The 23,523-nt window shown below is 52.5% G+C and carries 32 protein-coding genes; 10 read left to right on the forward strand and 22 right to left on the reverse strand.

The genetic code is table 11. The features are described 5' to 3' along the window. Positions 1 to 28 precede the first annotated feature (28 nt). From MV421_RS10975 to MV421_RS02045, 11 genes are all read right to left on the reverse strand, one after another. Positions 29 to 631 (reverse strand): hypothetical protein, encoded by a 603-nt coding sequence (locus MV421_RS10975; protein ID WP_367184491.1) that lies wholly within the window; start codon positions 629 to 631, stop codon positions 29 to 31. After that, a complete protein-coding gene (locus tag MV421_RS10980; protein WP_367184492.1) occupies positions 571 to 1,215 on the reverse strand; it encodes an McrB family protein in 645 nt (214 codons plus the stop codon). The genes MV421_RS10975 and MV421_RS10980 overlap by 61 nt, the downstream gene beginning before the upstream one ends. A 359-nt stretch (positions 1,216 to 1,574) precedes the next feature. Continuing rightward, positions 1,575 to 2,123 (reverse strand): hypothetical protein, encoded by a 549-nt coding sequence (locus MV421_RS02005; protein WP_297421431.1) that lies wholly within the window; start codon positions 2,121 to 2,123, stop codon positions 1,575 to 1,577. Continuing rightward, a complete protein-coding gene (locus MV421_RS02010) occupies positions 2,104 to 2,385 on the reverse strand; it encodes a hypothetical protein (RefSeq protein ID WP_297421429.1) in 282 nt (93 codons plus the stop codon). Before MV421_RS02010 ends, MV421_RS02005 begins: the two co-directional genes overlap by 20 nt. Further along, positions 2,385 to 3,221, reverse strand: coding sequence for a DUF2357 domain-containing protein (locus tag MV421_RS02015; RefSeq protein ID WP_297421427.1), 837 nt, complete (start codon positions 3,219 to 3,221; stop codon positions 2,385 to 2,387). Before MV421_RS02015 ends, MV421_RS02010 begins: the two co-directional genes overlap by 1 nt. After that, positions 3,131 to 4,021, reverse strand: a complete 891-nt coding sequence (locus MV421_RS02020) for a DUF2357 domain-containing protein (protein WP_297421424.1) — start codon at positions 4,019 to 4,021, stop codon at positions 3,131 to 3,133. Before MV421_RS02020 ends, MV421_RS02015 begins: the two co-directional genes overlap by 91 nt. A gap of 79 nt (positions 4,022 to 4,100) precedes the next feature. Beyond that, positions 4,101 to 4,709 (reverse strand): indolepyruvate oxidoreductase subunit beta, encoded by a 609-nt coding sequence (locus tag MV421_RS02025; RefSeq protein ID WP_297421488.1) that lies wholly within the window; start codon positions 4,707 to 4,709, stop codon positions 4,101 to 4,103. A gap of 5 nt (positions 4,710 to 4,714) precedes the next feature. Then, positions 4,715 to 6,655 carry an indolepyruvate ferredoxin oxidoreductase subunit alpha gene (gene iorA / locus MV421_RS02030; RefSeq protein ID WP_297421422.1) on the reverse strand — a complete coding sequence of 647 codons (1,941 nt, stop codon included), beginning with the start codon at positions 6,653 to 6,655 and terminating at the stop codon, positions 4,715 to 4,717. Beyond that, the gene (locus MV421_RS02035) at positions 6,656 to 7,117 is read right to left on the reverse strand and encodes a type II toxin-antitoxin system VapC family toxin (RefSeq protein WP_297421420.1); all 462 of its coding nucleotides are present in this window, start codon (positions 7,115 to 7,117) and stop codon (positions 6,656 to 6,658) included. Next, positions 7,104 to 7,262 carry a hypothetical protein gene (locus MV421_RS02040; RefSeq protein ID WP_297421418.1) on the reverse strand — a complete coding sequence of 53 codons (159 nt, stop codon included), beginning with the start codon at positions 7,260 to 7,262 and terminating at the stop codon, positions 7,104 to 7,106. Before MV421_RS02040 ends, MV421_RS02035 begins: the two co-directional genes overlap by 14 nt. After that, a complete protein-coding gene (locus tag MV421_RS02045) occupies positions 7,262 to 8,647 on the reverse strand; it encodes a CoA-binding protein (protein ID WP_297503982.1) in 1,386 nt (461 codons plus the stop codon). Before MV421_RS02045 ends, MV421_RS02040 begins: the two co-directional genes overlap by 1 nt. Positions 8,648 to 8,816: 169 nt before the next feature. Here MV421_RS02045 and MV421_RS02050 point away from each other — a divergent pair, with 169 nt between their 5' ends. Next, positions 8,817 to 9,494, forward strand: coding sequence for a metal-dependent hydrolase (locus MV421_RS02050; RefSeq protein WP_297421415.1), 678 nt, complete (start codon positions 8,817 to 8,819; stop codon positions 9,492 to 9,494). Between the two features lie 52 nt (positions 9,495 to 9,546). Continuing rightward, positions 9,547 to 10,545, forward strand: coding sequence for a cell wall-binding repeat-containing protein (locus MV421_RS02055; RefSeq protein WP_297503979.1), 999 nt, complete (start codon positions 9,547 to 9,549; stop codon positions 10,543 to 10,545). An 81-nt stretch (positions 10,546 to 10,626) separates the two neighbouring features. Here the strand turns inward: MV421_RS02055 and MV421_RS02060 are convergent, their stop codons facing one another. Genes MV421_RS02060 through speE form a run of 5 tightly spaced genes read right to left on the reverse strand, consistent with a single transcriptional unit; the run spans position 10,627 to position 14,134 of the window. Beyond that, positions 10,627 to 10,779 (reverse strand): C2H2-type zinc finger protein, encoded by a 153-nt coding sequence (locus MV421_RS02060; RefSeq protein ID WP_297517750.1) that lies wholly within the window; start codon positions 10,777 to 10,779, stop codon positions 10,627 to 10,629. A 57-nt stretch (positions 10,780 to 10,836) separates the two neighbouring features. Beyond that, positions 10,837 to 11,658 (reverse strand): hypothetical protein, encoded by an 822-nt coding sequence (locus tag MV421_RS02065; protein WP_366938895.1) that lies wholly within the window; start codon positions 11,656 to 11,658, stop codon positions 10,837 to 10,839. A 22-nt stretch (positions 11,659 to 11,680) separates the two neighbouring features. Further along, complete coding sequence (locus MV421_RS02070; protein ID WP_297421410.1) at positions 11,681 to 12,301, reverse strand: hypothetical protein; 621 nt, start codon at positions 12,299 to 12,301, stop codon at positions 11,681 to 11,683. Positions 12,302 to 12,342: 41 nt separating this feature from the next. Further along, complete coding sequence (locus tag MV421_RS02075; protein WP_297421408.1) at positions 12,343 to 13,263, reverse strand: lysylphosphatidylglycerol synthase domain-containing protein; 921 nt, start codon at positions 13,261 to 13,263, stop codon at positions 12,343 to 12,345. A 4-nt stretch (positions 13,264 to 13,267) separates the two neighbouring features. After that, positions 13,268 to 14,134 carry a polyamine aminopropyltransferase gene (speE, locus tag MV421_RS02080; protein ID WP_297421482.1) on the reverse strand — a complete coding sequence of 289 codons (867 nt, stop codon included), beginning with the start codon at positions 14,132 to 14,134 and terminating at the stop codon, positions 13,268 to 13,270. Positions 14,135 to 14,231: 97 nt separating this feature from the next. Here speE and MV421_RS02085 point away from each other — a divergent pair, with 97 nt between their 5' ends. After that, the gene (locus MV421_RS02085) at positions 14,232 to 14,729 is read left to right on the forward strand and encodes a hypothetical protein (RefSeq protein WP_297421406.1); all 498 of its coding nucleotides are present in this window, start codon (positions 14,232 to 14,234) and stop codon (positions 14,727 to 14,729) included. Between the two features lie 17 nt (positions 14,730 to 14,746). Here the strand turns inward: MV421_RS02085 and MV421_RS02090 are convergent, their stop codons facing one another. Continuing rightward, positions 14,747 to 15,220: a pyruvoyl-dependent arginine decarboxylase gene (locus MV421_RS02090; RefSeq protein WP_297421404.1), complete on the reverse strand. Its 474-nt coding sequence runs from the start codon at positions 15,218 to 15,220 to the stop codon at positions 14,747 to 14,749. 216 nt (positions 15,221 to 15,436) lie between these two features. Further along, positions 15,437 to 16,570 (reverse strand): cation:proton antiporter, encoded by a 1,134-nt coding sequence (locus tag MV421_RS02095; protein ID WP_297421402.1) that lies wholly within the window; start codon positions 16,568 to 16,570, stop codon positions 15,437 to 15,439. 112 nt (positions 16,571 to 16,682) lie between these two features. Here MV421_RS02095 and gcvH point away from each other — a divergent pair, with 112 nt between their 5' ends. The 6 genes from gcvH (at position 16,683) to MV421_RS02125 (ending at position 19,437) form a co-directional block, all read left to right on the forward strand. Then, positions 16,683 to 17,087, forward strand: a complete 405-nt coding sequence (gcvH, locus tag MV421_RS02100) for a glycine cleavage system protein GcvH (RefSeq protein WP_297421480.1) — start codon at positions 16,683 to 16,685, stop codon at positions 17,085 to 17,087. A 215-nt stretch (positions 17,088 to 17,302) separates the two neighbouring features. Continuing rightward, on the forward strand, positions 17,303 to 18,400 hold the full coding sequence (locus MV421_RS02105) for an ATP-binding protein (protein WP_366938894.1): 1,098 nt from the start codon (positions 17,303 to 17,305) through the stop codon (positions 18,398 to 18,400). 53 nt (positions 18,401 to 18,453) lie between these two features. Next, on the forward strand, positions 18,454 to 18,867 hold the full coding sequence (locus tag MV421_RS02110) for a type I restriction endonuclease (protein WP_297421400.1): 414 nt from the start codon (positions 18,454 to 18,456) through the stop codon (positions 18,865 to 18,867). Further along, positions 18,795 to 19,136, forward strand: a complete 342-nt coding sequence (locus MV421_RS02115; RefSeq protein ID WP_297421398.1) for a hypothetical protein — start codon at positions 18,795 to 18,797, stop codon at positions 19,134 to 19,136. Before MV421_RS02110 ends, MV421_RS02115 begins: the two co-directional genes overlap by 73 nt. Further along, a complete protein-coding gene (locus tag MV421_RS02120; RefSeq protein WP_297421396.1) occupies positions 19,133 to 19,261 on the forward strand; it encodes a hypothetical protein in 129 nt (42 codons plus the stop codon). Before MV421_RS02115 ends, MV421_RS02120 begins: the two co-directional genes overlap by 4 nt. Then, entirely contained in the window at positions 19,258 to 19,437 is a 180-nt protein-coding gene (locus tag MV421_RS02125) for a hypothetical protein (RefSeq protein ID WP_297421393.1), read from the forward strand. The genes MV421_RS02120 and MV421_RS02125 overlap by 4 nt, the downstream gene beginning before the upstream one ends. 1 nt (position 19,438) lies before the next feature. Here MV421_RS02125 and gltA read toward each other — a convergent pair whose 3' ends face one another. Beyond that, on the reverse strand, positions 19,439 to 20,884 hold the full coding sequence (gltA, locus tag MV421_RS02130) for an NADPH-dependent glutamate synthase (protein ID WP_297421391.1): 1,446 nt from the start codon (positions 20,882 to 20,884) through the stop codon (positions 19,439 to 19,441). After that, positions 20,884 to 21,759, reverse strand: a complete 876-nt coding sequence (locus tag MV421_RS02135; protein WP_297421389.1) for a sulfide/dihydroorotate dehydrogenase-like FAD/NAD-binding protein — start codon at positions 21,757 to 21,759, stop codon at positions 20,884 to 20,886. The genes gltA and MV421_RS02135 overlap by 1 nt, the downstream gene beginning before the upstream one ends. 139 nt (positions 21,760 to 21,898) lie before the next feature. Here MV421_RS02135 and MV421_RS02140 point away from each other — a divergent pair, with 139 nt between their 5' ends. Continuing rightward, the gene (locus tag MV421_RS02140) at positions 21,899 to 22,141 is read left to right on the forward strand and encodes a hypothetical protein (RefSeq protein ID WP_297421387.1); all 243 of its coding nucleotides are present in this window, start codon (positions 21,899 to 21,901) and stop codon (positions 22,139 to 22,141) included. On the opposite strand, the gene MV421_RS02145 is transcribed toward MV421_RS02140, so the two are convergent. Then, on the reverse strand, positions 22,125 to 22,886 hold the full coding sequence (locus tag MV421_RS02145; protein ID WP_297421385.1) for a tRNA (adenine-N1)-methyltransferase: 762 nt from the start codon (positions 22,884 to 22,886) through the stop codon (positions 22,125 to 22,127). The two genes, MV421_RS02140 and MV421_RS02145, sit on opposite strands and share 17 nt — an antisense overlap. Beyond that, complete coding sequence (locus MV421_RS02150) at positions 22,870 to 23,505, reverse strand: DUF257 family protein (protein ID WP_297421476.1); 636 nt, start codon at positions 23,503 to 23,505, stop codon at positions 22,870 to 22,872. Before MV421_RS02150 ends, MV421_RS02145 begins: the two co-directional genes overlap by 17 nt. Between the last annotated feature and the right edge of the window lie 18 nt (positions 23,506 to 23,523).

Consider the following 23,523-nt stretch of genomic DNA (forward strand, 5'->3'; position numbering starts at 1 on the left):
ATTTGCGGGAGAGATGTAAAATAGGGAATTAACTGAAGCTCGTGAAGCCTATCTCGTAGAGCTGCCGAAGCATGCGGAGGACTTTACGGGCGGTATGTTTGAAGCGGAAATTCTCTTGTTTGTTTTCCCAGTCTCCCAGCATTTTCAGGATATCAGCACTTCTAAGCTCGCCAACTTTAAGGTCTGAGTTCTCCACAAGGCAGAGTCCCAACACTTCCTTGAGGGACTTTTCAAGCCTCTTCCTGTTGCCATGAAACTTGTGCAGGACTTTCATCAGGAGGGCCAGGTCGAAGATCCCATCATCACCCTCGAATTTAATGATGCCCGCCTCCTCACTTTCCTTTGCGCTATTGAAGAACAGCGCGATCTCATCAACGACACGGTAGCCGAAGTGCATATCATAAGGTTCAAGGGCTTTGTTGAAGTTTACTATAATACTCCAGTAGTCCGGATGCTCACTCTTGAAATCTCTTACAGCTTTGTTTATCTCATCCTTTGAGCGAGCGAGGAACTTTCCGTTGGGTCCTCTCAAGTCTTTAAGGACTGTTTGTCCGAGGCTTTCTATGGCCTCTAAGAGAGGTTCGCCTGTTTCTGGTGGGTAGCCTTCAAGGTCAACATCGTGGAACTCCACAACAAAGGCCCTGTCAAGGACTTTGGGGCTGAATGCATAAGTAGTCTCGTCCATGTTAACGTCCCAATGATGTAGAGGTTCGGCGGGAGGCGGGTTTCTTTAGGAATCCTTTCTTCCTCAACCTTGCCCACATCGTGAAGCCTAAGCGGTTCTCTCGTGAATCCCTTTTCGTCCCTGCCGCTCTCAAGGACGCTCAGGAAGTCGGCAAAGTAGTACTCGACGTGGGCCAGGTTCATCTCATCGAGGAGGACGAAGTAGGGCTTCGCTTTCTCACGGTTTTGCTCGTAGTCCTTCTTGGCCTCCAGGATGAACTCAAGGAGGTCCGTCTTGTGATATTTCTCATTCAGCGGATTGTAATAGCCAAGTAGAGCTTTGGAATTGCGCCAGTCCGGACGAACCGGAAGGAAGAGGAAGTTCTTCTTGAAGCCATCCAGCAGTTCCGCGAGTTCCTGGGCGATCTTTGTCTTCCCTGTCCCAGTAAGACCTGAGAGGATAACGAAGCCCTTGGTCTTGAGGGCGGTGTAGAACTGGGAAACTAAATGGGAGGGGTAGAGGTAGCCCTTTGAGGCGAAATACTCATCCAATTTAATGACCTTCGTATCAATGCCTTCTTGAACTATCCCCAGCCTCTTCATGACTCCAGGGGGCACTTTAGTCAGATATACACCCTGAAGTTCCCATGGATCTGGTAAACCTCCAACTTTGGTATACCCCATAGGCTCATCCAGCTTCGTAAAGTCCCTGAGTTTGGCGATGTAAAACTTTCCATTTTGGGACTTTTTAAACCAACTTTCTGCAAATTCTTTGTACTTTTCATTCCAGATCCCAATTTTTTCAAAAAGTTCTATAACTTCCTCCTTTGTTAGCTCTTTAGGGGGCTCTGCTACGACTGAATACCCGATAATCTTGCCATGAACATCATGGAGAATTACATCCCCCACCTTCAAGAGGCCAATCTTCCCGTAGTGACCATTCCAGTATTCCTCATCTGCAGGAGACCAGAGAAAACGACCAATATGGTTCTCTTCATGTGGTTTTCCGGGGGTTTTGTTATTTCTAGGTAAATTTGTTTATTCTCATTTTTTAAGCAGCTCTGAGAGTTCTTAGACAGTTTACTCAAATAGAATGCAAGTTCAAATGCTGTTTTTATCTGTAACTCACCCTTAATTGTATTTAAGATTTGCACGAACTCTAGATAGTTCTCCACGTATGTCCTCCATGGCCCTCCCCACGCTACTTTAAACCCGATATACTCCTCTATCCTTGACCTGAGCTCTCTTGATATGATCTTCCCATGGACGGGAATGAACAGATAGGGGTTAACGATTGAAGCCCATGTACTAATTATTGAAATCCCAACTTCTATCTCTGGTATAGAGATACTCCCGATTCCTGTTTTCAAGTGCTCAATACTTCCAGGATCAAGGCGCTTTATGGATTTAACAGTTCTTAAAAGACTCCTAAACTCCGTGTTAGTTAACATTAGCCTCAACTTCTTTGGCTCTTCTAACTTTCGGAAGTAGCCTGGATGAATATAATAAAGCATTTCTCTGATCTCTGGAGGCATTTTTTATAATATCCACAATTTCCTCAACGGGAGGATTTTCACTAAATAACAGTTGAGATATATGTTCAAACTGATCTATAATGTCATTCTCATATAGTGCCCATTTAGTTTTGTATTCCCTCTTCGCTCCCTCTAGACATCTAACAAAATCCTTCAAGCGGGTTATCTGTCTCTTAGGGGTAGACATCATCCAACACCTCCAGGAGCAAGTTTCAAATATCCAACTCCTTGTAGAGTGTGCCAAAGTAGAGTTACTAGATCAAAATTGTCAACTAAACCCACATTAGCATCAAAAAACACACTCCTCTCCCCAGGATAAACCACGACCGCGAACCTGCACCCCAAAGCGTCCCTGTAGGTGTGCATCTTGTAAACGTCCTCCAGCTTCGCCCAGGTCTCGTAATTCCCCGTTTCCTCGGCGATCTCAGTTTCCTCGTCGAATTCTTCGATCTCCTTTGGCTCATCCACCACGTCGAGCTTAAACTTAGCGTCGAAGATCCCGATGAGTTCCGTGCTTCCTTTTGATGGGTTCCCGTTAAAGAGCGAAAAGTCCGGTCTGAGTGTCACGGAGTAGCTCCACCTCTTTGGGGAGAGCGGCCTATTGTAGTAGAGCCTCCAGCCGTTGTCAAACTCCGCGTAAACGTCTCCCCTCTCGGAGAGCTCTCCGGTGGGGAGCACGTGGATTTTGAGCTTTTTCTTTCCAAGAATCTCTCCAAGTTCGTCAACGAGCCTGAAGAACGCCCAGTACTCGTACAGCTTGGCGATGTCCTTATTGTCTATCGCCCTCTGCAACTCCTCAAAGAAAGGAAGGTAGGAAGTGAATTCCCTGTAAAGCTCAAGGAGGTCGCGGTAGCCGTCGCCCTTCAAAAGCGTCTGGGAAGTGTAGGGGAAGAGCGTCATCTCGCCAACGTCGTCCCAGAGCCCATCGCTTCCTATGAACTCAAGCTTCCCGAGGAGTTCCCGTATCCTCTCGATGTCTGCTTCCCTCCTGCCACCAAATGCCCAAGCACGCGCTCTCCCCACTCAAAGAGTAAATTAAGAAAATGCTTCACGAACCGGTTCTCGGGGGTGTCGAAGCTCTCGTACTTCCTGTATCCCAAGACCTTGGTCGGAGCATAGTCGTTCAGGTAATCGGCTATCACAACACCCTCCCCGGCTGGAGCCAGGTACTCCGGGTGCTGGACGATTGAGAGGAGGGCTTCTGGAGTTATCTCATCCACCTCGTCCGTTCTCATCCATTCCTCATTCACGACAAGCTTCCTCTTCATTCTGCGGAGTACGGTCTCAAAGGCCTCGATGATTCTTTCACGGTTCGAGTGGAGGAAATGGTAGGCAAAGAGCTCGTTGATCTGCTCATCGCTCTCTATGGCTGAGAATCCAGTGGGAGACTCTAAGTGGAAGGGGATGGCACTTGAATACCGAAGGATTTCGCCAGTTAATGTCTCTACAAAGGCGTTCTGGAGGCGTGAGAGTCTTTCAATCCAATGGCCCTCAACAGAGGAGAAAAGCTCTGGGTACATCCTCGAAACTTTGAGAGAAAGAATCTCAACGGGAACTTTTGTTATCTTGCCGCCTTCAAACAGAAGAACCAACTCAGAAAGGCCAACGAAATTTCCGAAGGATACCGCAAAAATTCCATTTTTGAGTCTTCTCGCGGGTTTGTCGTTGATTAGAACTGTTTTGAGACTGTTGTTCCAGCCCTCGACATAATAGTCCGTCCATTCAATTAGATAGATTCTATCTTTCCCTTTAAATGCCCGACAGCCTGCCCTAGAGGAGAATATCTTCCAACCATCGAGCGGTATTCCATCAATGCACTCCATGGCTGCACCAAAAAGTTATTCCGATTGAGTGCTAATAAGCGTTTTGGAAAAGAACAACAGAGACAAAAGGAGGGGGCAATCAAAGCCCCAGTACATCCTTCGCGGCCTTGACGCCGAGGTCAAAGGCCTTCATGTTCATGTCCACTGCCTTGGGCGGGACGCTGAGCCTTATCACTTCTCTGACGTGCTCCGCATCGAGTGGGAACTCCGGTATCTGGGTCAGGGCACCGATGAGGACTGTGTTGGTCGTTATGACGTGACCCGCTTCCATTGCAAGGTCCTCTGCGTTGAAGCCTATCCACTTGGCCTTGAAGTCCTCCTCGACTATCTTCCTTATCTCCTCAAGCTCCGGATAGCGGGCCTGCCCCATCGAGACCTGGACCGGAACGATGGGTTTTGTGTTGACGACGACCATCCCTCCCTTTTTGAGGTAGTTAATGTACCTCAGGGCCTCAACCGGCTCGAAGCTGAGTATGACGTCTCCCTTCCCCTCAGGAACCATTGAGCCGTAGACCTCGTCGCCAAAGCGGACGTAGGAAACGACGCTTCCAAAGCGCTGGCTCATCCCGTGAACCTCGCCCATCCTCACCTTGTAGCCTGCGTGGAGGGCGGCCCAGCCGAGTATGCTGGCCGCTGTCAGAACACCCTGGCCGCCGACACCGGTGATGACTATGTTGTACTCCTTAATCTCCTTCATTCGTCTCCCCCCTCTACGGGCTTGAAGGCACCAAATGGACATATCTGTGCACATCCGCCGCAGCCCCAACACATGCTGGGCTCGATCTTGGCCTGCTTCTTCTCCTCGTCCCAGTAGATGGCCGGACAGCCGTAGGCGTTGATACATATCTTACAGCCGGTGCACGCGTCCTCGTCGACATAGTAGATCGGCCACTTCTCGCCCCTGCGCCTCATCTGGCCTATCCTGTAGAGGGCACAGACCTGCCTCGAAACGACGACGCTCACTCCCTCAACCTCAAGGGCCTTTTTCATGACCTCGTAGGTTTTCTTGATGTCGTAGGGGTCAACGACCTCGACGAAGTCGGCACCCATAGCTTTGGCAACGTCCTCTATCGGAATTCTCTTGCCCATGCCGTGCGGCGTCTGGCCTGTGCTCGGGTTGGGCTGGTCGCCGGTCATGGCGGTAACGAGGTTGTCCAGGACGACTATGACCACGTTGGAACGGTTGTAGATGGCGTTTGCGAGGGCTGGAAGACCCGTGTGGAAGAACGTCGAGTCCCCAATGGTCGCGACGATTATCTTCTTAGCCTTCTTCCTCCCCTCCTCGCTTATCGCGCCATGTTGCGCTATCTCAAGTCCGTGGGCGATGCCTATAGAACCACCCATCGCGACGGTCGTGTCGACGGTCTTGAGCGGTGGGAGGACGCCGAGGGTGTAACAGCCTATGTCGCTCGGGTAGATCCCCCTTGCATGGGTAGCCTTTCTTATGGCGTAGAAGCTGTTTCTGTGCGGGCACGCAGGACAGAGGCTCGGCGGCCTCGGCGGGACTATCCCCAGTACTTTTTTGTACTTCTCATCAAGCTCCTCGTAATCCAGCGGGGTCTCAAGGTCGAGGAACTTCGCTATAGCCGTCACAGCCCTCCTCGTGGTCATCTCGTAAACGCGCGGAACAAGATCCTTTCCGTGAATTGGTATCCTCAGGCCTTTGTCGTAGGCCCAAGTCTTGACCTGCTCCTCCACTACAGGCTCAAGCTCCTCAACTATGAGGACCTTCTCAAGGCCATCGAGGAACTTCTCGAGCAGGCCGTAGGGAACCGGGAACGGGGTTCCGAGCTTAAGAACCTTGACGTTCTCGATGCCGAGCCAATGAAGGGCCTCCTTGACGTAGGCGTAGGCCAAACCGGGGGCGATTATGCCAACCTTCGCGTTCTCGTCCCCTTCAATCCAGTTGAAGGGCATGTCGTTGAACTCCTCGCGTATCTTCTCTATCTTTTCGAGGATGAGCGGGTGGAACTTCCTTGAGTGGGCGGGGATGTCAACGAACCGCTCGGTGTCCTTCTCAAACTTCCCGAACTTCCTCTTACCGGACTTTATCTCCTCCGGCAGTTCGCCGAGAACCACTTCTCCCCTCGCATGGGAGCTTCTTGTGGTGGTTCTAAGGATAACGAAGTGCTTGAACTTCTCGCTGAGGTCAAAGGCGTATTTCGCCATCTCCTTAGCTTCCTGCGGTGAACTTGGCTCCAGAACCGGGACGTTGGCGAACTTGCCGTACACGCGCGTGTCCTGTTCGTTCTGTGAAGACCACATGCTCGGGTCATCCGCCACCATTATGACGAAGCCGCCTTCCACGCCCATTCCCACGGCGCTCATGAATGTGTCCGCCGCGACGTTTAAACCGACGTGCTTCATAGCGGTCATTGCCCTGAGGCCGCTCCAGGCGGCGGCCAAGGCGGTCTCAAAGGCGACCTTCTCGTTGGTCGAGTACTCCATGTAAACGCCGGCCTTCTTGGCAACAATGGCCATCGTGTCGGTAAGTTCAGAACTTGGGGTTCCCGGGTAGGCGGCGTAGACCGCTATGTTGGCCTCGAGAGCACCCCTCGCTATGGCCTGGTTGCCGAGCAGGAGAACCTTCTCCCCCGGCTTGTCCCACAAAACCATGTCCGTAACTTTCGCCATCTAAACTGCACCTCCAGACATCTCATTAAGGTATTCGTTAAGTTGTGTTTCATCCAAAACATAAAACGCTCTAATACCCATCTTCCTGGCACGGGTCACCATATCTTTATCGGACGATATGAGCATTGCGTTGAACTTTTTGGCAGTGGCTATAAAGTAGGAATCTGCGGCCCTCGGGTGAATCTTCCGGGCTATCGCCTTAGCATCCTCGAAGATCCAGTCTTCCGAGACCTGAAGAACTTTTGCCTCAATGTATTCCATGATCAAATCCACTGCCCTATCCTTACCAGTTAGTCTCCTCACAAGGCTTATGATCTCAACTACCCCGAGCCGAGGCATTAACAGGGGGGTTCCCCTAACCTCAGCAGCGGAGATAGCTGCTCTCGCCAGCCTGTTCCTTTCCTCTTTACCCCTAACTGGAATGATGGAATCGATGAATGCTGATGTGTCAACCACGAGCATTCCGCATCTCCCTCAAGATTCCGTGAGGGTCTTCATTAACCTCCCCTATCAGAGCTTTCATTTTCTCATAGAGGTCGTCTATGGTAAGGGGGTTGGTGGGAGTTTTGGGAACTTCTCTTTTATGAGAATCCGCTCTGACCTCCATTACTCTCCCTCCTTCAAAACTCCCCTGTCCTTCGCAAACTCGACGAGGGCATAAGCTCCAGCGGCAACGTCCTCCGGCCTCTCGTAGCTTGGAATTCCGTCCGCTTCAAGCAGTTCCTTGGCCTTCTCACTCACGTAGCCCGCCATGAAGAGGCCGAGGACGGGCTTACCGTTGTTGACTTCCTTAACCGCTCTAATGACTCCTTCAGCGTGCTCCGTGGGCGTCATGCCAGCAAAGGTCGGGACAACGCAGATGCTTATGAGCATGTCGACGTTCGGATCCTCAAGGAGAACCTTTGCCGTGCGGTAGTAGTCCTCACCCCTTGCCGAGGCGATCATGTCAACTGGATTCTTGACTGCCGCCATCGGCGGGAGAAATGAGTGTAGCTCCTCAATCGTTTTCTCCCTGAGGTTCGCCAGCTTTAGGCCCTTCCTGTCTATCGCGTCCGCCGTTAAAACTCCGGGGCCGCCGGCGTTTGTCATTATGGCGACGCGCTTGCCTTTGGGCAGGGGCTGGGTGAAGGCCCTCGCCATGCTGAGCATGTCATCTATCGTGTCGGCAACTATGACGCCGCTCTGCTTGAAAGCAGCCTCGTAGATTTTCCAGCTTCCCGCAAGGGAACCCGTGTGACTCGAAGCCGCCCTCGCACCGCTCTCGCTCTTTCCGGCCTTGAGGACTATCACCGGCTTCTTCTTTGTGACGCGCTTCGCAACCTCCATGAACTTCCTGCCGTCCTTGAGACCCTCGACGTAGAGAGCTATAGCCTTGTCCTCCTCAGTATCGGCCAGGTACTCCATGAACTCGGAGAAATCGATGTCGGCCATGTTTCCTATGCTGACGAACTTCGAGAAGCCTATCCCTTCTTTGATTGTCTTGTAGATGATTCCAGCTCCGAGAGCACCGCTCTGGCTTATGAAGGCTATGTCACCCTTCTTAGCGTCCATGACAAAGGTGGCGTTCATGTCATCGAGGGTGTTCATTATACCAACGCAGTTCGGACCGACAAGCCTCATGCCATACTTATGGGCTATTTCCACAAGCTCGCGCTCCTCTCTCTTGCCTTCTTCACCAACCTCCCCGAAGCCGGCCGTTATGAGGATTATCCCCCTGACGCCCTTCTCGCCGCAGTCGATTATGGTCTGCTTTACGAAGCGCTTCGGAACGACAACGACGGCCAAGTCGACCTCGTCTGAGATATCCTTCACGTTCTTGTAAGCCCTAACACCCTGAACGATCTCGTCTTTGACATTGACGGGGTAAACGTTTCCGGCCTTGTACTTCTTGAGGTTCTTGAAGACCTCGTAGCCAAGCTTTAGTGGGTCATTGGATGCTCCGATAACGGCTATGCCCTTCGGCCTGAAGAAATAACCAAGATTCACAAGCATCACCGTTAAAATCTTGGTAGAATCGTATATAAGCTTTCCCAAAACGGACAGCGGGGCAAAGGGGGACGTGAATGCGCTTTAATATGACCTCAATGGGCTTAGTTGGACACGAGAAAACCGGGCGAAAGCTTTAAGTAAGCTCCGGTTATTTTAAGTTGAGGTGGTTGTGATGGTGAAGGTGCACTTTTTGGGGCACGCGGCGTTTTACATCAAGGGGAGCAAGAGAGTCCTGATAGATCCGTTCCTGAGCGGCAACCCACAGGCGGCGGTTAAGCCGGAAGGGATTGATGCAGATTTAATCCTGATCACCCACGCCCACGGCGACCACATCGGGGACGCAGTGGAGATAGCCAAAAGAACTGGAGCGAAGATCGTTGCCATGTTCGACGTCGCCAACTATCTCAACCAGCAGGCCAACGGTCAGGTTGAGACGATAGGAATGAACTATGGGCCAACCGAAATAGAGGGCGTCGGAATAGTCCAGGTTCCAGCATGGCACTCGAGCAGCGACGGAATACACGGCATAGGCAACGCCTCCGGTTTCATAGTTAAGCTCGATGGAAGGACGGTATATCACGCAGGGGACACCTTTGTGTTCTCGGACATGGCCCTGTTCAGCGAACTCTATGGCCCAATAGACGTGGCCCTGCTTCCAATAGGAGGACATTTTACAATGGGGCCAAGGGAAGCGGCCAAAGCGGTTGAACTTCTCAGACCGAAGAAGGCCGTCCCGATGCACTACAACACCTGGCCGCCGATTTCGGCTGATCCAGAGGAGTTCAAAAGGCTCGTCGGTGAGAAGGCCGAAGTGGTGATCCTCAAGCCTGGCGAGGAGCTTGAACTCTAAGCCCTCAAAAACCTTTTAAGAGGCTCCTCCCCATCCCTTTTAAGGTGGTGAAATGCTAAACCGGGCGCTGGCTCTGGCTCTCATCGTTCTTACAATCTCATCCCTTGCACTTCCCTTAATGTCTGCGCAGAGGACCCAGAAGCCACAGTATGACCTTATAATAGTTCGGAATGACGATTTAATAGATTATATAGTCTCCCTCCCTTACGCGAAGCTTCTGGGCGTTCCCATTCTTCCCGTTAACCCGAAGAAGCTTGATCCCACCACCCTCGTCCAGCTCCAGAGCTACGCCCAGTCCGGGTGGAACCACGTTCTCATCGTTGGCGACCAGCAAGCGGTAAGCGACGAGGTCCAGAACCAGCTCCTTGACATAGGATTTTCTGTTCAGAGGATAGGAGGAGCTGTGAGAACCGAGACCGCCGCGAAGCTCGCACTACACTTCTTCCCCCACGGCTCTGATGGGGTCGTGGTAGCAAGCTCAAGCGACTATGGTTCTACCCTTGCCGCGGCGCGCTTCGCCATGAACTACAATTATCCCCTCCTGCTGACCCAGGAGGATGCACTCACTGAGTCAACGGCAGAAGCTATAAAACAGCTGCACCCCAGTGAGGTATTCCTTGTCGGAACAGGAATGTCACCAAAGGTTCAAGAGAGCATCGAGAAGATGGGCTACCAGACGTACTGGTTTAAACAGGATATAGTGATAAAGGTCCCGAAGGAGACGGGAACAAATTGGATGGCAGTTCTACTGGCGGTTCTGACCTCACTCACAATAGCGGTTCCGGTTTCGCTCTACTACGCAAAGAAGAAATGGGCCGCCAACAGGGTACCTATTGAGGTTCTAACCGAAAAGGAGCGCATAGTGGTCAAGGCCATTCTTGAAAAGGGCGGAACAGTCAAGCAGGAGGAGCTCCCGGAGATGACCGGTTACTCGAGGCCGACTATAAGCAGGATTATCCAGGAGCTTGAGAAGAAGCAGCTTGTTGAGAGGGAGAAGGTCGGGAAGACATTCATCGTTAAACTAACGAAGGAGATAGTGATGAGGGAGTAGCGGTCGGGAAGCCCTCCGCTCATCACTCCTCGGCCTCAACCGTTCTCCTCATCCCGCAGGGGACAAAGGGCAGAAAAGGATTCACCTTCTGAAGAGGTGGCCGTGCGTCCTGTTGACGTGCCTCGTGTACTCCTCCTGGGTTCTGAAGAACATTCCACAGCGCGGGCAGCGGTAGTAGCGAGTCCCATCGCGGTCGTAGAAGACAATCGCCTTCAGCTCCGCCACTTCCACCACCTCAGGGCTTAGGTGAGAGGAGGGATTTTAAAATTTTACGGAAGGAGGAAATAGCAATCAGACCCATATCCTGTTACCCTTCACCTTGAGGTAGCCGAGGGTCTGGAGGGTTCTGAGGAAGTCTTCAATCGCGTCCTCATCGTAGTAAATATTCACCCGCTCGTCCCCGTCGCCGACGGTTATGGGTTCCCTCTCCATTAGTGCTTTAATAAGCTCGTTCTTCCGCCGGTGCTTCTCCGCAAGCTCAAGGATGACGTGCGCCAGCACAGATCGAGCGATTCCATCGAAGGTGGCCTCAACGATACTCTCCTCCGTAGCGTAGTCCTCCGCGATTTCGAGGGCAGAATCGATAAGCTCACCGTCCACCTCAAGGGCCTCAACGTAGTAGCGCTTGGAGAGGGTGTACTCCGTAACCATCCCGACACCAAGGCGTTCCTCCACTGCCTCAAGGTACCCCTCAATCTCTTCCACAGGAAAGCGAAGCTCAAAGTTCAAGCCCTCCAGAGGGGGCCTCTCAAGGAGGGTCAGCCTGCCATCGTCCTCTTCAACGGCTCCAGCGGAGAGTAGGGCCGCCACAACGGCCAGACCCTCGGCATCTGACTCATCGAGGAGGGTGTTGAGGTCCCTCTCGGCGCCGATTTCCCACCCTTCCATTAGAGACCTGTAGAATTCTCCGATGGACGAGAGGTTCTCCTCAAGGGGTTCTATGCCATCAGCCTTCTCCAGAAGCTCAGAGAAAGCCCCCTTCACGGTGACATAATGAGATACCTCGGGAACCACCTCCTCTAGGGTTCTGTTCATTATGCCCGCCCTGCTAAGCTCCCTTGAGAGGGTGTTCATATCATCCCTACTGAGTGCTTCGAACCTCACGTTTCTCACCGGAGGAGGATGGATTCTGGGGTTATAACCTTTCCTTGATGCGGGAGGAGAGCAGGCGCCGGAGGGGTTTATTGGTAAGCATCCCCAGAAGTTCCTCAACCTCGTCCCTGAGTTCGGGGCGATAGTCTGCGTAGAGGTAAAGGGCATAGGCCATTACTTTAGGGTCGCCCTCGTTGGCAAGCTCAATGGCGGTGGACAGTTGAGGGTCGTTAAGAAGTCGATCCGCAAGGGCGCGGAGGGAGTCCAAGTCACCGTCTTGGACGGCCCTCTTGAGGGGTTTGTAGAACGCCTTAAGGGCCACCTTGGCCGCGGTCAGCCTCTCCTCTAATTTGGTTTCTGTAAAACGCTTGGGCCAAAGGAGGTAGGCGAGGGGGGCCCCAACCGCAACGGCACCTACGAGGACGTAGAGTCCAAGGGACAGCTTCATCCCCTGGGTCACTCTACCCCGTATGTACACGAGAACCGCGAGCCCTATGACGAACCAGAGGGCCATGAAGAGCATGTAATAGAGCGAGAACCTGTCCTCCACCCTTGGAACCCTGTTGGAAGTTTCCCTCTCAATTTGAGCCTCTAAAAGTTCAACCTGTGCCTCAAGACGCCGCATCCTACGGTCTATCTCCTCGAGGACCTCATCACTGCCCATTGAACCACCAAGAAAACTACGGCACCCCCATAATAAGCTTTTCAGTCCAGCTCGGCAGTCTCAGGGGATTGCTCCCTTACCTCGGCGGAAACGAAGTGGTAGAACGCAAAGGCCCCAAAAATGGCAAACATATACTGGTTTATGAACTTGAAGAGAAACGCTATGATGACGTCCAGTCCTCCACTTCCTATCGCCATCATAACTCCAAGCTCGTTCCCGCCGACACCTCCAGGGGTTCCAAGGACGCTGCCGAGGACATTGGAGTAAAGAACGGCCTCAACCGCAATGGAAAGGCTGAGGTGAACTCCAAACACCCTGGCCACGCTCATCAAGGTTCCCGCGTTCATAAGAACGAGCAACGTACCGAGTAGCATTGCGAGGAGCACCCTCCGGGGATTGGACTTGGCAACGTGCCAGCCGTGATAGAACTCATTGAACATGTTCTCCCCACGGCCTATGATGCGAGGGAACCGTAAGGCCAGCCTGTAAATCTGTCTATCTGCAACGAAGGCAAGGATGAAGAAGAGTGCGACGGCCAACGCCCCAGGATCGCGGTTGAATGCGAAGAGCATGAGCGTGCCAATTAGGAACTCCGTTGAGGTATCCATAAGACTCGTGGCCAAGACGACGAAGTAACCCACACCTATGAACTTCACCTTTATCAGCGTCCCGATGGCTACGTTCAGCGAGAATGAAAGGTAGGTACCGGAGAGGTTGGCCAGAAGAACCCTGTAAAACCTAACGGGTGCAACGTTGTCAAGGTAAAGGTACCAGATAAGGGTATAAGTAAAGTACCCGAACACCCCAAAGAGCACCGCAAGGAGGGTATAAACTGAGAGCAACTGGGAAGGCCTGAAATTTATCTCCGATGCCTCGGAGTAGACGCGATACACCAAATAAGCCGTTATGAGCACTGTTAGTCCTATGACTCCCAGCTTCTTCGCCTTCTGAGGCACCTTCACTCTCTCACTTCTCCTCAAGGAGCTTCCTGACGTAGCGAGGTATCTGGAAGAGCGTCTCGTGCCTCTCGGGGTCGTAATAGTACAGATCGAGCTTTTTGGCGCGCCCTAGGTCGACCTTTGTGAAGTCTATATCACCCTTGACCCCAACGAGAAAGCTCCAAGGTGAGGCATAACCGATGACCGGGAAGCTGAAGTAATAAACGCGGTCGAAGACCTTCTTCATGGCCCTGTAAGCGTCGAGAAGTTCGTTGGTGAAGAGGTAAACGCTTCCAGCCTGGGTTATGTAGATTCCGGGATCGTTGAGTCTCTCATAGGCATCACGATAAAACCCCTCACTGAAGAGGAGCTTCGCCGGACCAACAGGGTCGGTGGAATCGACGATTATCACATCGAACTTATCATCACTCTCGCGCAGGTACTCAACGCCATCACCTATAATAAGCTCTGCCCTCTCACACTCATTCTTTACCAGCTTATCAAGCAGGTCTTTGGCCACATCAAGATAGAGGTACGAAGCCTCAACCACCCCGTCGTCTATCTCAACCATGGAAGCTTTCTCGACCGTCTCGTGCCTGAGAATCTCGCGGAGGGTTCCCCCGTCACCACCACCTATTACCAGGACACGCTTTGGGTTCGGATGGGCGAGAAGAACCGGATGAACCAGAACCTCATGGTAACTCTCCTCACCGGTTTCAACGAGCTGAACCGTCCCATCGAGGACGAGTAACTTACCAAAACCCTCTGTCTCATAAATCTCAAGCCTCTGATATTCCGTCTGGGTCTCAAAGAGCCTCCGAGTGACCTTGAAGCCGACACCGTAGCCCCGTGGATACCACTCGATGAAGGCGTTTTCCTCGTTACTGTAACCCATAAACCTCACCGGATTAAGTAGGACGTTGAGTTTTAAAGGTTGGGGTTCTCACTCCCGGGACAGATTTTTATAAACCCAAAAATATAAATGGAATGGGATGCGACCAATGGAGTCAAGAATACGCAGGACGCTGGCGAAGTTGCTCGCAGAGTTACAGGATGAGATAGAGGAGGGCATGGAGTATGGAGTCCCCCATTTAGTGGGGGAGGTACACCCCTCTGGAGAACCTCAGGTCTTTCTCTCCGTTGCACTCTTCGATGGGAAGAAGTACTCCTTTGCCATTCGAGAGGGGGGCGAAGTCCTGTTCATGCATCCAGCTGAGGAATCAAATCCACGTAGGCTTTTTTTCGAGGTGTGGCGCCTGATAGAGGGCAAACCCAATGGAGAAAAGAGCCTCAAACCGGGACTAAAGATTAGGGCCCCCCTGGAGGCCTTCCTCCAGAGAAAGGGTTTCAGTGTTCTCTGGATGAACGTCAGATCAGCGGGGGAAACAGAGCAGGTGGAGGTCTGGGCAACGAAAGAAGGAAGAAGATTCAGCCTCATATTCCAAAGGAAGGGTGCCGAATACCTCCTGACGGACGCTACAGAGATATAACGAAAAGACAGAAAAGTTTAGTATGGGAACATGACCACTACTGCCAGGACCGCAGCCGGCTTGTCATTAACGGTTGTGCTCGCACTCGCTACCCTGAAATCCCCCAGCTTCCAGCCACGCTGAGCGAAACCTTCTTCAACCATCTTCCTGACCATTCTCTCAGCCTCCTCCCTCGTGCAGTATCCGGAGTATTCATAGATTAAACCGCCCTCGTTGTTCTCGCTTATGCCCACCCCTAGAGCAGCGCTGATGGTCGCCCCCGGTTCATCACTCTCAATGTGCGCGTAGACAGTCGGCAGGAGCATCCCAATCGGCACATTGTGAACCCTTTCCATCCACTCGACATGGGCAGGAATAACACTGCTTAGCCTGACGAGGTTGACGTTGCCTATGCCGAGCTTGAGGAGCGCATTGTCGAAAGCGTTGAGTTTTGTCCTGCCCTCTGCGGCAGCAGCACCCAGGAAAGCCCTCTTCGGTGTTGTCCAGCTCATCTAAACCACCCATCTCACTTACAACTACTCCAGCGGTTAATAGGATGCTTAAAAAGGTTTCGGGATGGTATCTAGACAACAGAAAAGCCCGATTCGCTAAGAAGGACGTGAAAAACAGCCAGTAAATAAAAAACCAGGGGATCAAGACGATACAAAGCCCAGGACCATCACTAACCCCTTCTCTGCCCTAGAGACCCGAGCGTGGGGAGGAAAATGTCAAGAAGAATTCACACCTGTGAGTGCAAGAATCCTTCCAATAGTCGCGGCAAGGAATATCCCTGCTATAGAGGTGAAGGCGACAACGGCGTAAAGCTCGCCTGAGATCACTCCATATCCGTGGCCGAGGTCGGCAACCAACAGGCCGAGGACGCCAAAGCTCACAAGGCCCGTCGCTTTGGCAAGGGACGACCTCGTCGAACTGTCCCAGGTGAGGAGGAAGGTGAGGAGGAAGCGAACCGCGTAGACGGCAAGCATAACGTATACAACGGTCACCGTAACGCCTGCCCGGAAGTTCATGCCGCGCCAAGCGAAGAATATTGGAGCAAAGATCCCGTAGGTAGTGCCGCTTATTATGGTCTCAAGCCTCTCGTACTGCTTTGTCCCGACGAGGTCGCTGTGGAGGATTAAGCCCGCCAGGAAGCCACCTATCGTGAAGTGCATTCCCACTTCTTCGCTGAGGAAGCCGAGGAGTGAGGCGAGTATCATGAAAAGACCGAACACCGCCTCGTCGCTCCTAAGGCGCCTGAGCCGGGTCATCAACCAGACCTTGTGCTGGATTCCTATGGTGTAGTTGATGTAAAGAACAACCCCCACAAACAGAGCCTGCTCCAGCAGGGTTAGACACATATCAATGGGACTTTCCGAGGATTTAACGTTGGCAAGCAGGTAGACAACGACGAGTATCGTAACCTCACTTATTATCGCGTAGGAAATGGCGACGTGGAGGTACGACTCACCGAAGAAGCGCTTCAGTCGAATAACAACTGGCGCACTAGCTACGGCCAGGATGGAAGCGGCGAGGATGTTTCCCAAACCAACGGAGTATCCCGTCATCGGGAGAGTGAGGAGAAACATGACACCAAGCGTAATCAGGTAAACCGGAAAAGCCTTCTTTCCCCCCATATGGAGTTCCTCGGGGGTTATCTCAAGGCCCGCCGATATCATGAGGAAGAATATGCCAAACTCGGCGAGGAGGTTCATCTCCTGGGCCGGTGCACCCTTAAGGACGTAACCAAGGATAAGCCCAGCGGTTATCTCACCCACAAGGCCGGGGTAACCGATCCTCTCGAAAAGCTCAGCAAGGAACCTACCCACGGCGATTATGATAAGCACGTATCCGATTATCTGCACCAGCACACCCCCGAATTAGAATCCCCCACTCCTAGACCCCGGACGGATATAAGCCTTTCCATTTCGAGAAAGGTTTAAATGCTCAAAGCTATTACACCATCCGGTGATATTCATGATTGAAGTCGGCGAATACAAGATTAAGGAGGGTCTCTACTACACGAAGGACCATGAGTGGGCACAGGTCCTAGAGGATGGAACCGTTCTCATTGGCATAAGCGACTACGCCCAGAAGGAGCTCGGAGACCTAGCCTACGTTGAGCTTCCTGAGGTAGGGAAAGAGCTCAACAAGGGTGACACCCTCTGCGAGCTTGAGAGTGTCAAGGCAGTTTCCGAGGTCTACACCCCGGTCAGCGGAGAGGTGGTTGAGGTCAACGAGGAACTTGAAGATTCCCCGGAGCTTCTCAACGAGAGTCCCTACGAGAACTGGATAGCCAAGCTCAAGCCAAGCGACCCCGACGAGGAATTTAAGGAGCTCATGGATGCAGAGGCCTACGCCGAGTACCTAAAGAGCCTCTGATTGTTTTCTTCATTCCATTCCTTCTCAAAGAGAATTGAGGATGGTGTGAGCTCCGCCCTATTTTCTCATCACGCTGCGCGGGGCGCAGACTCAGATACCCTAGAGGTCGTCATCGCTCGTTCTACCCTCTTCGGGAGGGAGTTAAAAGGGTAGCGGCTTAAAGTGTTTCCCTCTCGAAACCCTTATAACTCCTGCCCCAGTAGTTAACTACTGGGGTGGTAGTTGTGTACTTTGACACCCGCCCGAAGAGGCGGAGGGAGGATCTGTACGACAGGGAAAAAGAGCTTAGTGAGTTCCAGGAGTCTCTAAATTCCAACAACTCCTTAACTGTCATCACGGGGATAAGAAGGCTTGGAAAGACTTCACTTCTCCTCGTTGGTCTTAACGAGCTTGACCTTCCCCACGTCCTCGTGGACTTCCGGGGGGTCAACCCGAATTCCCGCATGGACGTCTACAAGAGGATAGAGAGCGCAGTCAACACATTCTTCCGCGAGAACCGTGAGATATGGAGTGAACTCAAAGGAAACCTCAAAAACATCTCCGGCCTCCAGGTGCTCGGCTTTGGGGTGAACTTCTCCTGGAAGGATGAGAAGACCGATCTAATAGCCCTCTTCAGGGAGCTGGAGAAATACAACGTCGTCCTGGCCTTCGATGAGGTTCAATACCTCAGGGGGCCCGTTGGTAGCGAGTTCGCAGGTTTGATAGCCCACCTCTACGACTACTCCGAGTTGAGGATGGTGATGACCGGCTCCGAGGTGGGTCTGCTCCATGACTACCTCGGGGTCGATGACCCGGAAGCACCACTGTACGGACGGTACTTCCACGAGGTGAGCCTGTCCCGCTTTACTCCGGAGCAGAGCAGGGATTTCCTGCTGAAGGGGTTCGAACAGGTGGGTATAGGCCCACCGGAAAAGCTCATCGAAGACGCCGTTGAAAGGCTCGACGGCATAGTCGGCTGGCTCGTCCTCTTCGGGAGGAAGGCGATGGAGAAGGGCCTATCTAGGGGGCTCATAGACGGGGTCTTTGATGAGGCAAAGGCGCTCGCAATGAGCGAGTTCGAGAACTTTCTGGCGAAGAGGGTCGCGGCAAGGGACAGGTACGTCGAGATAATGCGGGCTGTAGCGGGCGGAAAACGGACGTGGGAGGAGATAAAAGAGCACCTAGAAAGGAAGGAGGGCAAGAGCATAGCCGACAGCGTCCTGGCGAGGCTCCTTAAGGGACTGGTTGATTCCTCTTTCCTTGAAAAAAGAATCGAGGGTAGGAACGTTTACTACGTGATTCCCGACCCGATACTGGAGGCGTGCTTCAAATGAGCTTTTCAAAAACATTTTTATCCAAGAGAACATATCATCAACTGTGAGGGGTTATGGAAGAGCTAATCACGGCAATCGAACGGGTGAGGTCAAAAGTCAACGCCCATCACCCATACTACTCCCGGAACGAGGAGGCTGTGAAGCAACAGCTCGTTTTTGAGATTTTCGAGGTGCTTGGATGGAACGTCAAAAATCCCGATGAAGTTCGCCCAGAAGATAAAACGGGAATGGGAAGGGCTGACTATGCCCTAGTTATCAACGGGGAGATGGTGGCATACATAGAGGCAAAGAAGCTTTCGGTTGACATCGTAAGGGATCCTTCGCCATTAAAGCAGCTCGGGAAGTATTGCTATGATCAAGGTGTTGAGTACGGGATTTTAACCAACGGCGTTCAATGGCGTGCAATGAAGTCTTTGAGGCAAAGAAGAGTATTGAGGAACGCGTTCTCCTTGAGGTCGACCTCATAAAGGATATTCCCGAAAGAAGTGCCTTTCTGCTGTCATTCCTGTCTAAGGAGAAGATAGAACGGATGGAGGATCTTGCAACAACGTTCAACCTCCTTGAGAGTTCGTTCCTAAAGCTTAATGTAGAGGGGTTCAACGAGGAGGAAATATTCAATGCACTCGGAAGCCCCAGGGAGAACTCAGTTAAAAAGACCGAGGAACCACCTGGAAAGGCGGTGCCTATCACCATGCTCAAAGATGTGACCTACACCAAACCGGCTAGGCACTGGTGAAGACTGAAGAAGGTTGGAAGGAGCTAGAACTGGTTAGAAAAGCCTGGAGGGTAGTTCTCGAGAGGTACGCGAAATTTATCTTCGAGAAGAAACGAGAGCTTCCCTACATTCCCGCTATGTGGTGAAAGATGTTTTAGAGCTGAGACCTGGTAGAAAGGATGGCAAAGACAGACACTATTCTAAAATCGGAGATTACTACGTATACGTTTGGTTAAGTGCTGAGAATACACTCAAACTGCTCAAAAAACTACAAGAAGCTTCTGGCGTTGAGCTTGCAATAGAGTCAGAGAAAAAGAAATAAATCAGGCGTTCTGCCCTTCCCTCTTCTTCGTGAGGTACTCGTGGATGGCCTTTGCTGCCTTCCTTCCGTCGCCCATGGCGAGGATGACGGTCGCTTCACCCCTTATCGCGTCGCCACCGGCAAAAACGCCAGGAATGCTCGTCATGAGGTTCTCGTCTACCACTATCCTTCCGCGCTCGACGTTGAGGCCCGGCGTGTTGACGATGAGCCTGTTCGGGTGCTTTCCGATGGCTATGATGACGGTGTCGGCCTCAAGCGTGACGTACTCGCCGGTTCCAACGATCTTCCTCTTTCCGCGCTTGTCCCTCTCGTCCAAAGCCTTCATCTTCTCGAACTTCACCGCTTTAACGTTGCCGTTCTCGTCACCAATGAACTCTACCGGGTTGATGAAGTACTCGAACTTTATGCCCTCCTCCTTGGCGTGGTGGACCTCCTCAACTCTCGCGCTGACATCTTCTTCACCGCGGCGGTAAGCTATCGTAACCTCCGCACCAAAGCGCCTTGAGCTCCTTGCGGCGTCCATCGCGGTATTACCGGCACCAATAACGATAACCTTCTTCCCAACGTAAACCGGCGTGTCGTACTCCGGGAACTTATAGGCCTTCATGAGGTTGACCCTCGTGAGGAACTCGTTTGCCGTATAGATGGCATTGAGGTTTATACCCGGAGCGTTGATGAGCCTCGGCGTTCCGGCTCCTGAGCCGATAAAAACGGCATCGTACTCCTCAAGAAGTTCCTCGATTGTGACTGTTCTGCCGACGATGTGGTCTGTCAGTATCTTGACGCCGAGCTTCCTGAGCTTGTCGATCTCCTTCTCAACGATACTCTTCGGCAGCCTGAATTCGGGTATGCCGTACATGAGAACCCCACCGGCCTCATGGAGGGCTTCGTAGATGGTGACGTCGTAGCCGAGCTTGGCCAGCTCTCCTGCCGCTGTGAGACCGGCCGGCCCGGCCCCAATAATGGCAACGTGTTGGCCCTTCTTCTCGATCTTCGGGATTATCTCGAAGAGAAGCTCCTCGTCTATGCCCTTCTCACGCGCGTAGTCGGCAACAAACCTCTCTAGCTTGCCGATGTTCACCTTATCGCCGACCTTGCCCATGACACAGTTCATCTCACACTGGTCCTCCTGCGGGCAGACACGGCCGGTGGTAGCCGGAAGCGAGTTGCAGGCCCAGATGACGTTGAGGGCCTCCTTAACGGCCTTGTCCGGGTTGTCGCGGTACTCAACGAGCTTGCTTATGAAGCCAGGAATATCGATGTGAACTGGGCAGCCCTTTATACACGGCGCGTAGTCATAGGGGCACTGAAGGCAGCGTTCGGCCTCCTTAACTGCCAGCTCGAAAGTGTAACCGAGGTTAACTTCAGCAAAGTCCTTGACCCTTTCCTCAGGTGGCCTCTCGGGAGTTGGGACGCGCTCCTTGATGATCTTCCTCTTAACCGCCATCACTGCTCACCCCCTTGTGCCTGGAGCTGCTTAAGGTATGTCTCGAGGGCAAGCCTCTCCATCGGGGCATAGAAGCCGCTCCTATGGATCAGCTCGTCCCAGTCGACCTTGTAGGCGTCGAACCCAGGCCCGTCAATGCACGCAAACTTAACCTCACCGCCAACGGTAACACGGCAGGAACCGCACATTCCAGTCCCATCGACAAGGATGGGGTGGAGGTCAGAGTGCATTGGTATTCCAAACTCCTTGACGACATTAAAGACGGCTTTCTGGCCTCCAGCGGGGCCAACGGAGAAGACGAAGTCAAAATCCTCGGTCTCAAGAAGCTCCCTCACCTTTGCAACGGCCCTCTTGACAAGCTCCTGGGCGATCTCGTTCATACCCCAGCCAGGCTGGAGATCGTAGCCCTCTATTATGTGCCTCGAAACGGCCTCCTCAAAGTCCTCCTTGAGGATAACCATCGGGTTTGGGGTAACGTGAAGCGTCGTAACGTCGTTTCCAAACTCCTGCCATGCTTTGGCTATCGGGAAGACTTCGACCATTCCGGTGATGAGTCCAATGGCAAGCACCTTCCCAAACTTTTCCATTGGGGCAGGGTTCCCCAGGGGGCCGGCGACGTTGAGGATCTCATCGCCAGGCTTAAGCTCATTAGCCATCCTCATGGTGGTTTTGCCGCGGACGAAGGTCACGAGCTCTATCCACCCTTCCTCACGGTCCCATTTTATGGGAGTTAGGGGTATCCTTTCACCGTTTGAGAAGGCCCTGACTATGACGAACTGGCCCGGCTGAACCTTCCTAGCCACGTGGGGGGCGTGTACCTTGTACCAGACCTCGTTCATGGCGAGTTCCTTCTTATCGAGTACTCTATAGGACATGATGAACACCTCCATACATAAGCCCAAAGCTGGACATCTAAGGGTTCACAAACTTGGGTGCTTATAAACCTGTTGTTAACCAAAGGTTGAAAAGGCGGAAGCATCCTCGGGGGAAAAGGGAAAGCGTTAAAAAAAGTTCGTGGAAGGTGAAACCGGAGGGAAGGAAATGGGGAGAATCATATACTGGGCTTCTGTGCTCCTCACCGCCATCGGACTGTTCTGGCCGGTGCTTTACGGCAATATAAAAGCACTGAGGAACATCCCTGGAAACCCGTCAATACAAGCACTCATTATGGTTTTAGTCTTCGGGGCGCTGGCGTACTTCACATACAGAGAAGGGGACAGGGAAACGAATGGAGGAGAGGTCACAGCCTCCGGATGAAGGTTATGTAACCAGTATGGGCCAGCATCGTCGTCTTAGGTCTTATACACTCCTTTTTGACTTCCTGTTCTCTCATGAGTACCTCAACAACCCTGGGCTTGTAGAAGTGTGCCCTGTACTCATGGAACGCCTGGAGGAAGCGGTGAACCTGGTTAGCGCAGGGGGTATAAGCCACCAAGTAGCCGCCGGGTCGGAGAACCTCCACCGCATGGGGAAGAACGTTCTCCGGCCTAGGAAGGTCGAGGATTATGTGGTCCGCGTGCTCTTCCTCTATGCCCTCATAGATGTCCCCGAGCCTTATCTCAACCCTGTCGGAAAATCCCGCAAACTCGACGTTATTCTTGGCGATCTCGGCGTGATCCTCCCTGATCTCGTAGCTGATAATCCTACCATTAGGACCCACCGCGTTGGCCAGGAAAATGGTTAGTGCACCACTCCCAGCTCCAGCCTCGATGATGGTGTTGCCGGGGGAGATGCCAGCATAGGCGACTATTATTCCCGCGTCCTTTGGGTGGACTATCTGCGGGCCTCTCTTCATCTTGGCTATAATGTCGTTAATGTCGGGCTTTATAGCTCTAAACTCCTCCCCCTTGTGACTTACTATCGACGTCCCGTAGGACTTCCCTATTAGCTCCCCCAGCCTCAGTATGCCCAAGTCAGTGTGGAACTCCCCATCGGATACCGTCACCAAGTAGCGCTTGCCCCTCCTGTCCACGAGCAATACCTTATCACCGTCCGTTATCAATGGCCCCGCCTCCCTTGAGTATAGTTATTCCATCACTTGACAGTCTAAACACCATGGAAGCCATCTCCTCGAGAATGGCTAGGTGTTCCCTCCGCACAACAGCCTCGTTTACAAAGTGTATCCCTACCCAGTCCTCAAGGGGAATAGTGCTGACACCCGTCAGGAGAGATTTAACGGCGTTATCCCCCCCAAAATGGACGTAGTGACCGAGGCCAAACGTGACTAGATACTCAGGCTTCGTTGGAAGCCTGCTCACCCTGCTGATTATCGTGTGGTAGTTCTTCAGGAAGGAACCTGGTTCGTAAGATGGGCTGATGTCCATTAAAAGCTCACCGTAACTCGCCAAACCAGGACCGACCTTCACAACCTTTATACTCTTCACCAAACCTATCAAACGGGAGTACTCCTTACCGGAGACCCTGCGGGCGTAGTTTCTGAGTAGGAGATTCCCGACACCGAAGAAGTCCGCCACAACAACACTGTCCGTCTCAACCAGTAAGGGCATTAAGAGACCCCATGAGAAATCCTCAACGGGGTAATAAGGTTCATACTCAACAATGACCGTGTCCCCCCTGTTGGCCTTGCCAAGCAGGTATCTGCAGAGGGCATAAACGTCCATGTTCCTCACCAAAAGGGT

The organism is Thermococcus sp. (assembly GCF_027023865.1).
Lineage (GTDB): Archaea > Methanobacteriota_B > Thermococci > Thermococcales > Thermococcaceae > Thermococcus.

Excerpts from the sequence above, each read along its gene's own strand:
- MV421_RS02010 (WP_297421429.1), bottom strand. The coding sequence starts at position 2,385 with ATGTCTACCCCTAAGAGACAGATAACCCGCTTGAAGGATTTTGTTAGA.
- MV421_RS02020 (WP_297421424.1), bottom strand. The coding sequence starts at position 4,021 with ATGGAGTGCATTGATGGAATACCGCTCGATGGTTGGAAGATATTCTCC.
- iorA (WP_297421422.1), bottom strand. The coding sequence starts at position 6,655 with ATGGCGAAAGTTACGGACATGGTTTTGTGGGACAAGCCGGGGGAGAAG.
- MV421_RS02035 (WP_297421420.1), bottom strand. The coding sequence starts at position 7,117 with ATGCTCGTGGTTGACACATCAGCATTCATCGATTCCATCATTCCAGTT.
- MV421_RS02040 (WP_297421418.1), bottom strand. The coding sequence starts at position 7,262 with ATGGAGGTCAGAGCGGATTCTCATAAAAGAGAAGTTCCCAAAACTCCC.
- MV421_RS02045 (WP_297503982.1), bottom strand. The coding sequence starts at position 8,647 with ATGCTTGTGAATCTTGGTTATTTCTTCAGGCCGAAGGGCATAGCCGTT.
- MV421_RS02050 (WP_297421415.1), top strand. The coding sequence starts at position 8,817 with ATGGTGAAGGTGCACTTTTTGGGGCACGCGGCGTTTTACATCAAGGGG.
- MV421_RS02055 (WP_297503979.1), top strand. The coding sequence starts at position 9,547 with ATGCTAAACCGGGCGCTGGCTCTGGCTCTCATCGTTCTTACAATCTCA.
- MV421_RS02070 (WP_297421410.1), bottom strand. The coding sequence starts at position 12,301 with ATGGGCAGTGATGAGGTCCTCGAGGAGATAGACCGTAGGATGCGGCGT.
- speE (WP_297421482.1), bottom strand. The coding sequence starts at position 14,134 with ATGGGTTACAGTAACGAGGAAAACGCCTTCATCGAGTGGTATCCACGG.
- MV421_RS02085 (WP_297421406.1), top strand. The coding sequence starts at position 14,232 with ATGCGACCAATGGAGTCAAGAATACGCAGGACGCTGGCGAAGTTGCTC.
- MV421_RS02090 (WP_297421404.1), bottom strand. The coding sequence starts at position 15,220 with ATGAGCTGGACAACACCGAAGAGGGCTTTCCTGGGTGCTGCTGCCGCA.
- gcvH (WP_297421480.1), top strand. The coding sequence starts at position 16,683 with ATGATTGAAGTCGGCGAATACAAGATTAAGGAGGGTCTCTACTACACG.
- MV421_RS02110 (WP_297421400.1), top strand. The coding sequence starts at position 18,454 with ATGGAAGAGCTAATCACGGCAATCGAACGGGTGAGGTCAAAAGTCAAC.
- MV421_RS02115 (WP_297421398.1), top strand. The coding sequence starts at position 18,795 with ATGGCGTGCAATGAAGTCTTTGAGGCAAAGAAGAGTATTGAGGAACGC.
- gltA (WP_297421391.1), bottom strand. The coding sequence starts at position 20,884 with ATGGCGGTTAAGAGGAAGATCATCAAGGAGCGCGTCCCAACTCCCGAG.
- MV421_RS02135 (WP_297421389.1), bottom strand. The coding sequence starts at position 21,759 with ATGTCCTATAGAGTACTCGATAAGAAGGAACTCGCCATGAACGAGGTC.
- MV421_RS02150 (WP_297421476.1), bottom strand. The coding sequence starts at position 23,505 with ATGGACGTTTATGCCCTCTGCAGATACCTGCTTGGCAAGGCCAACAGG.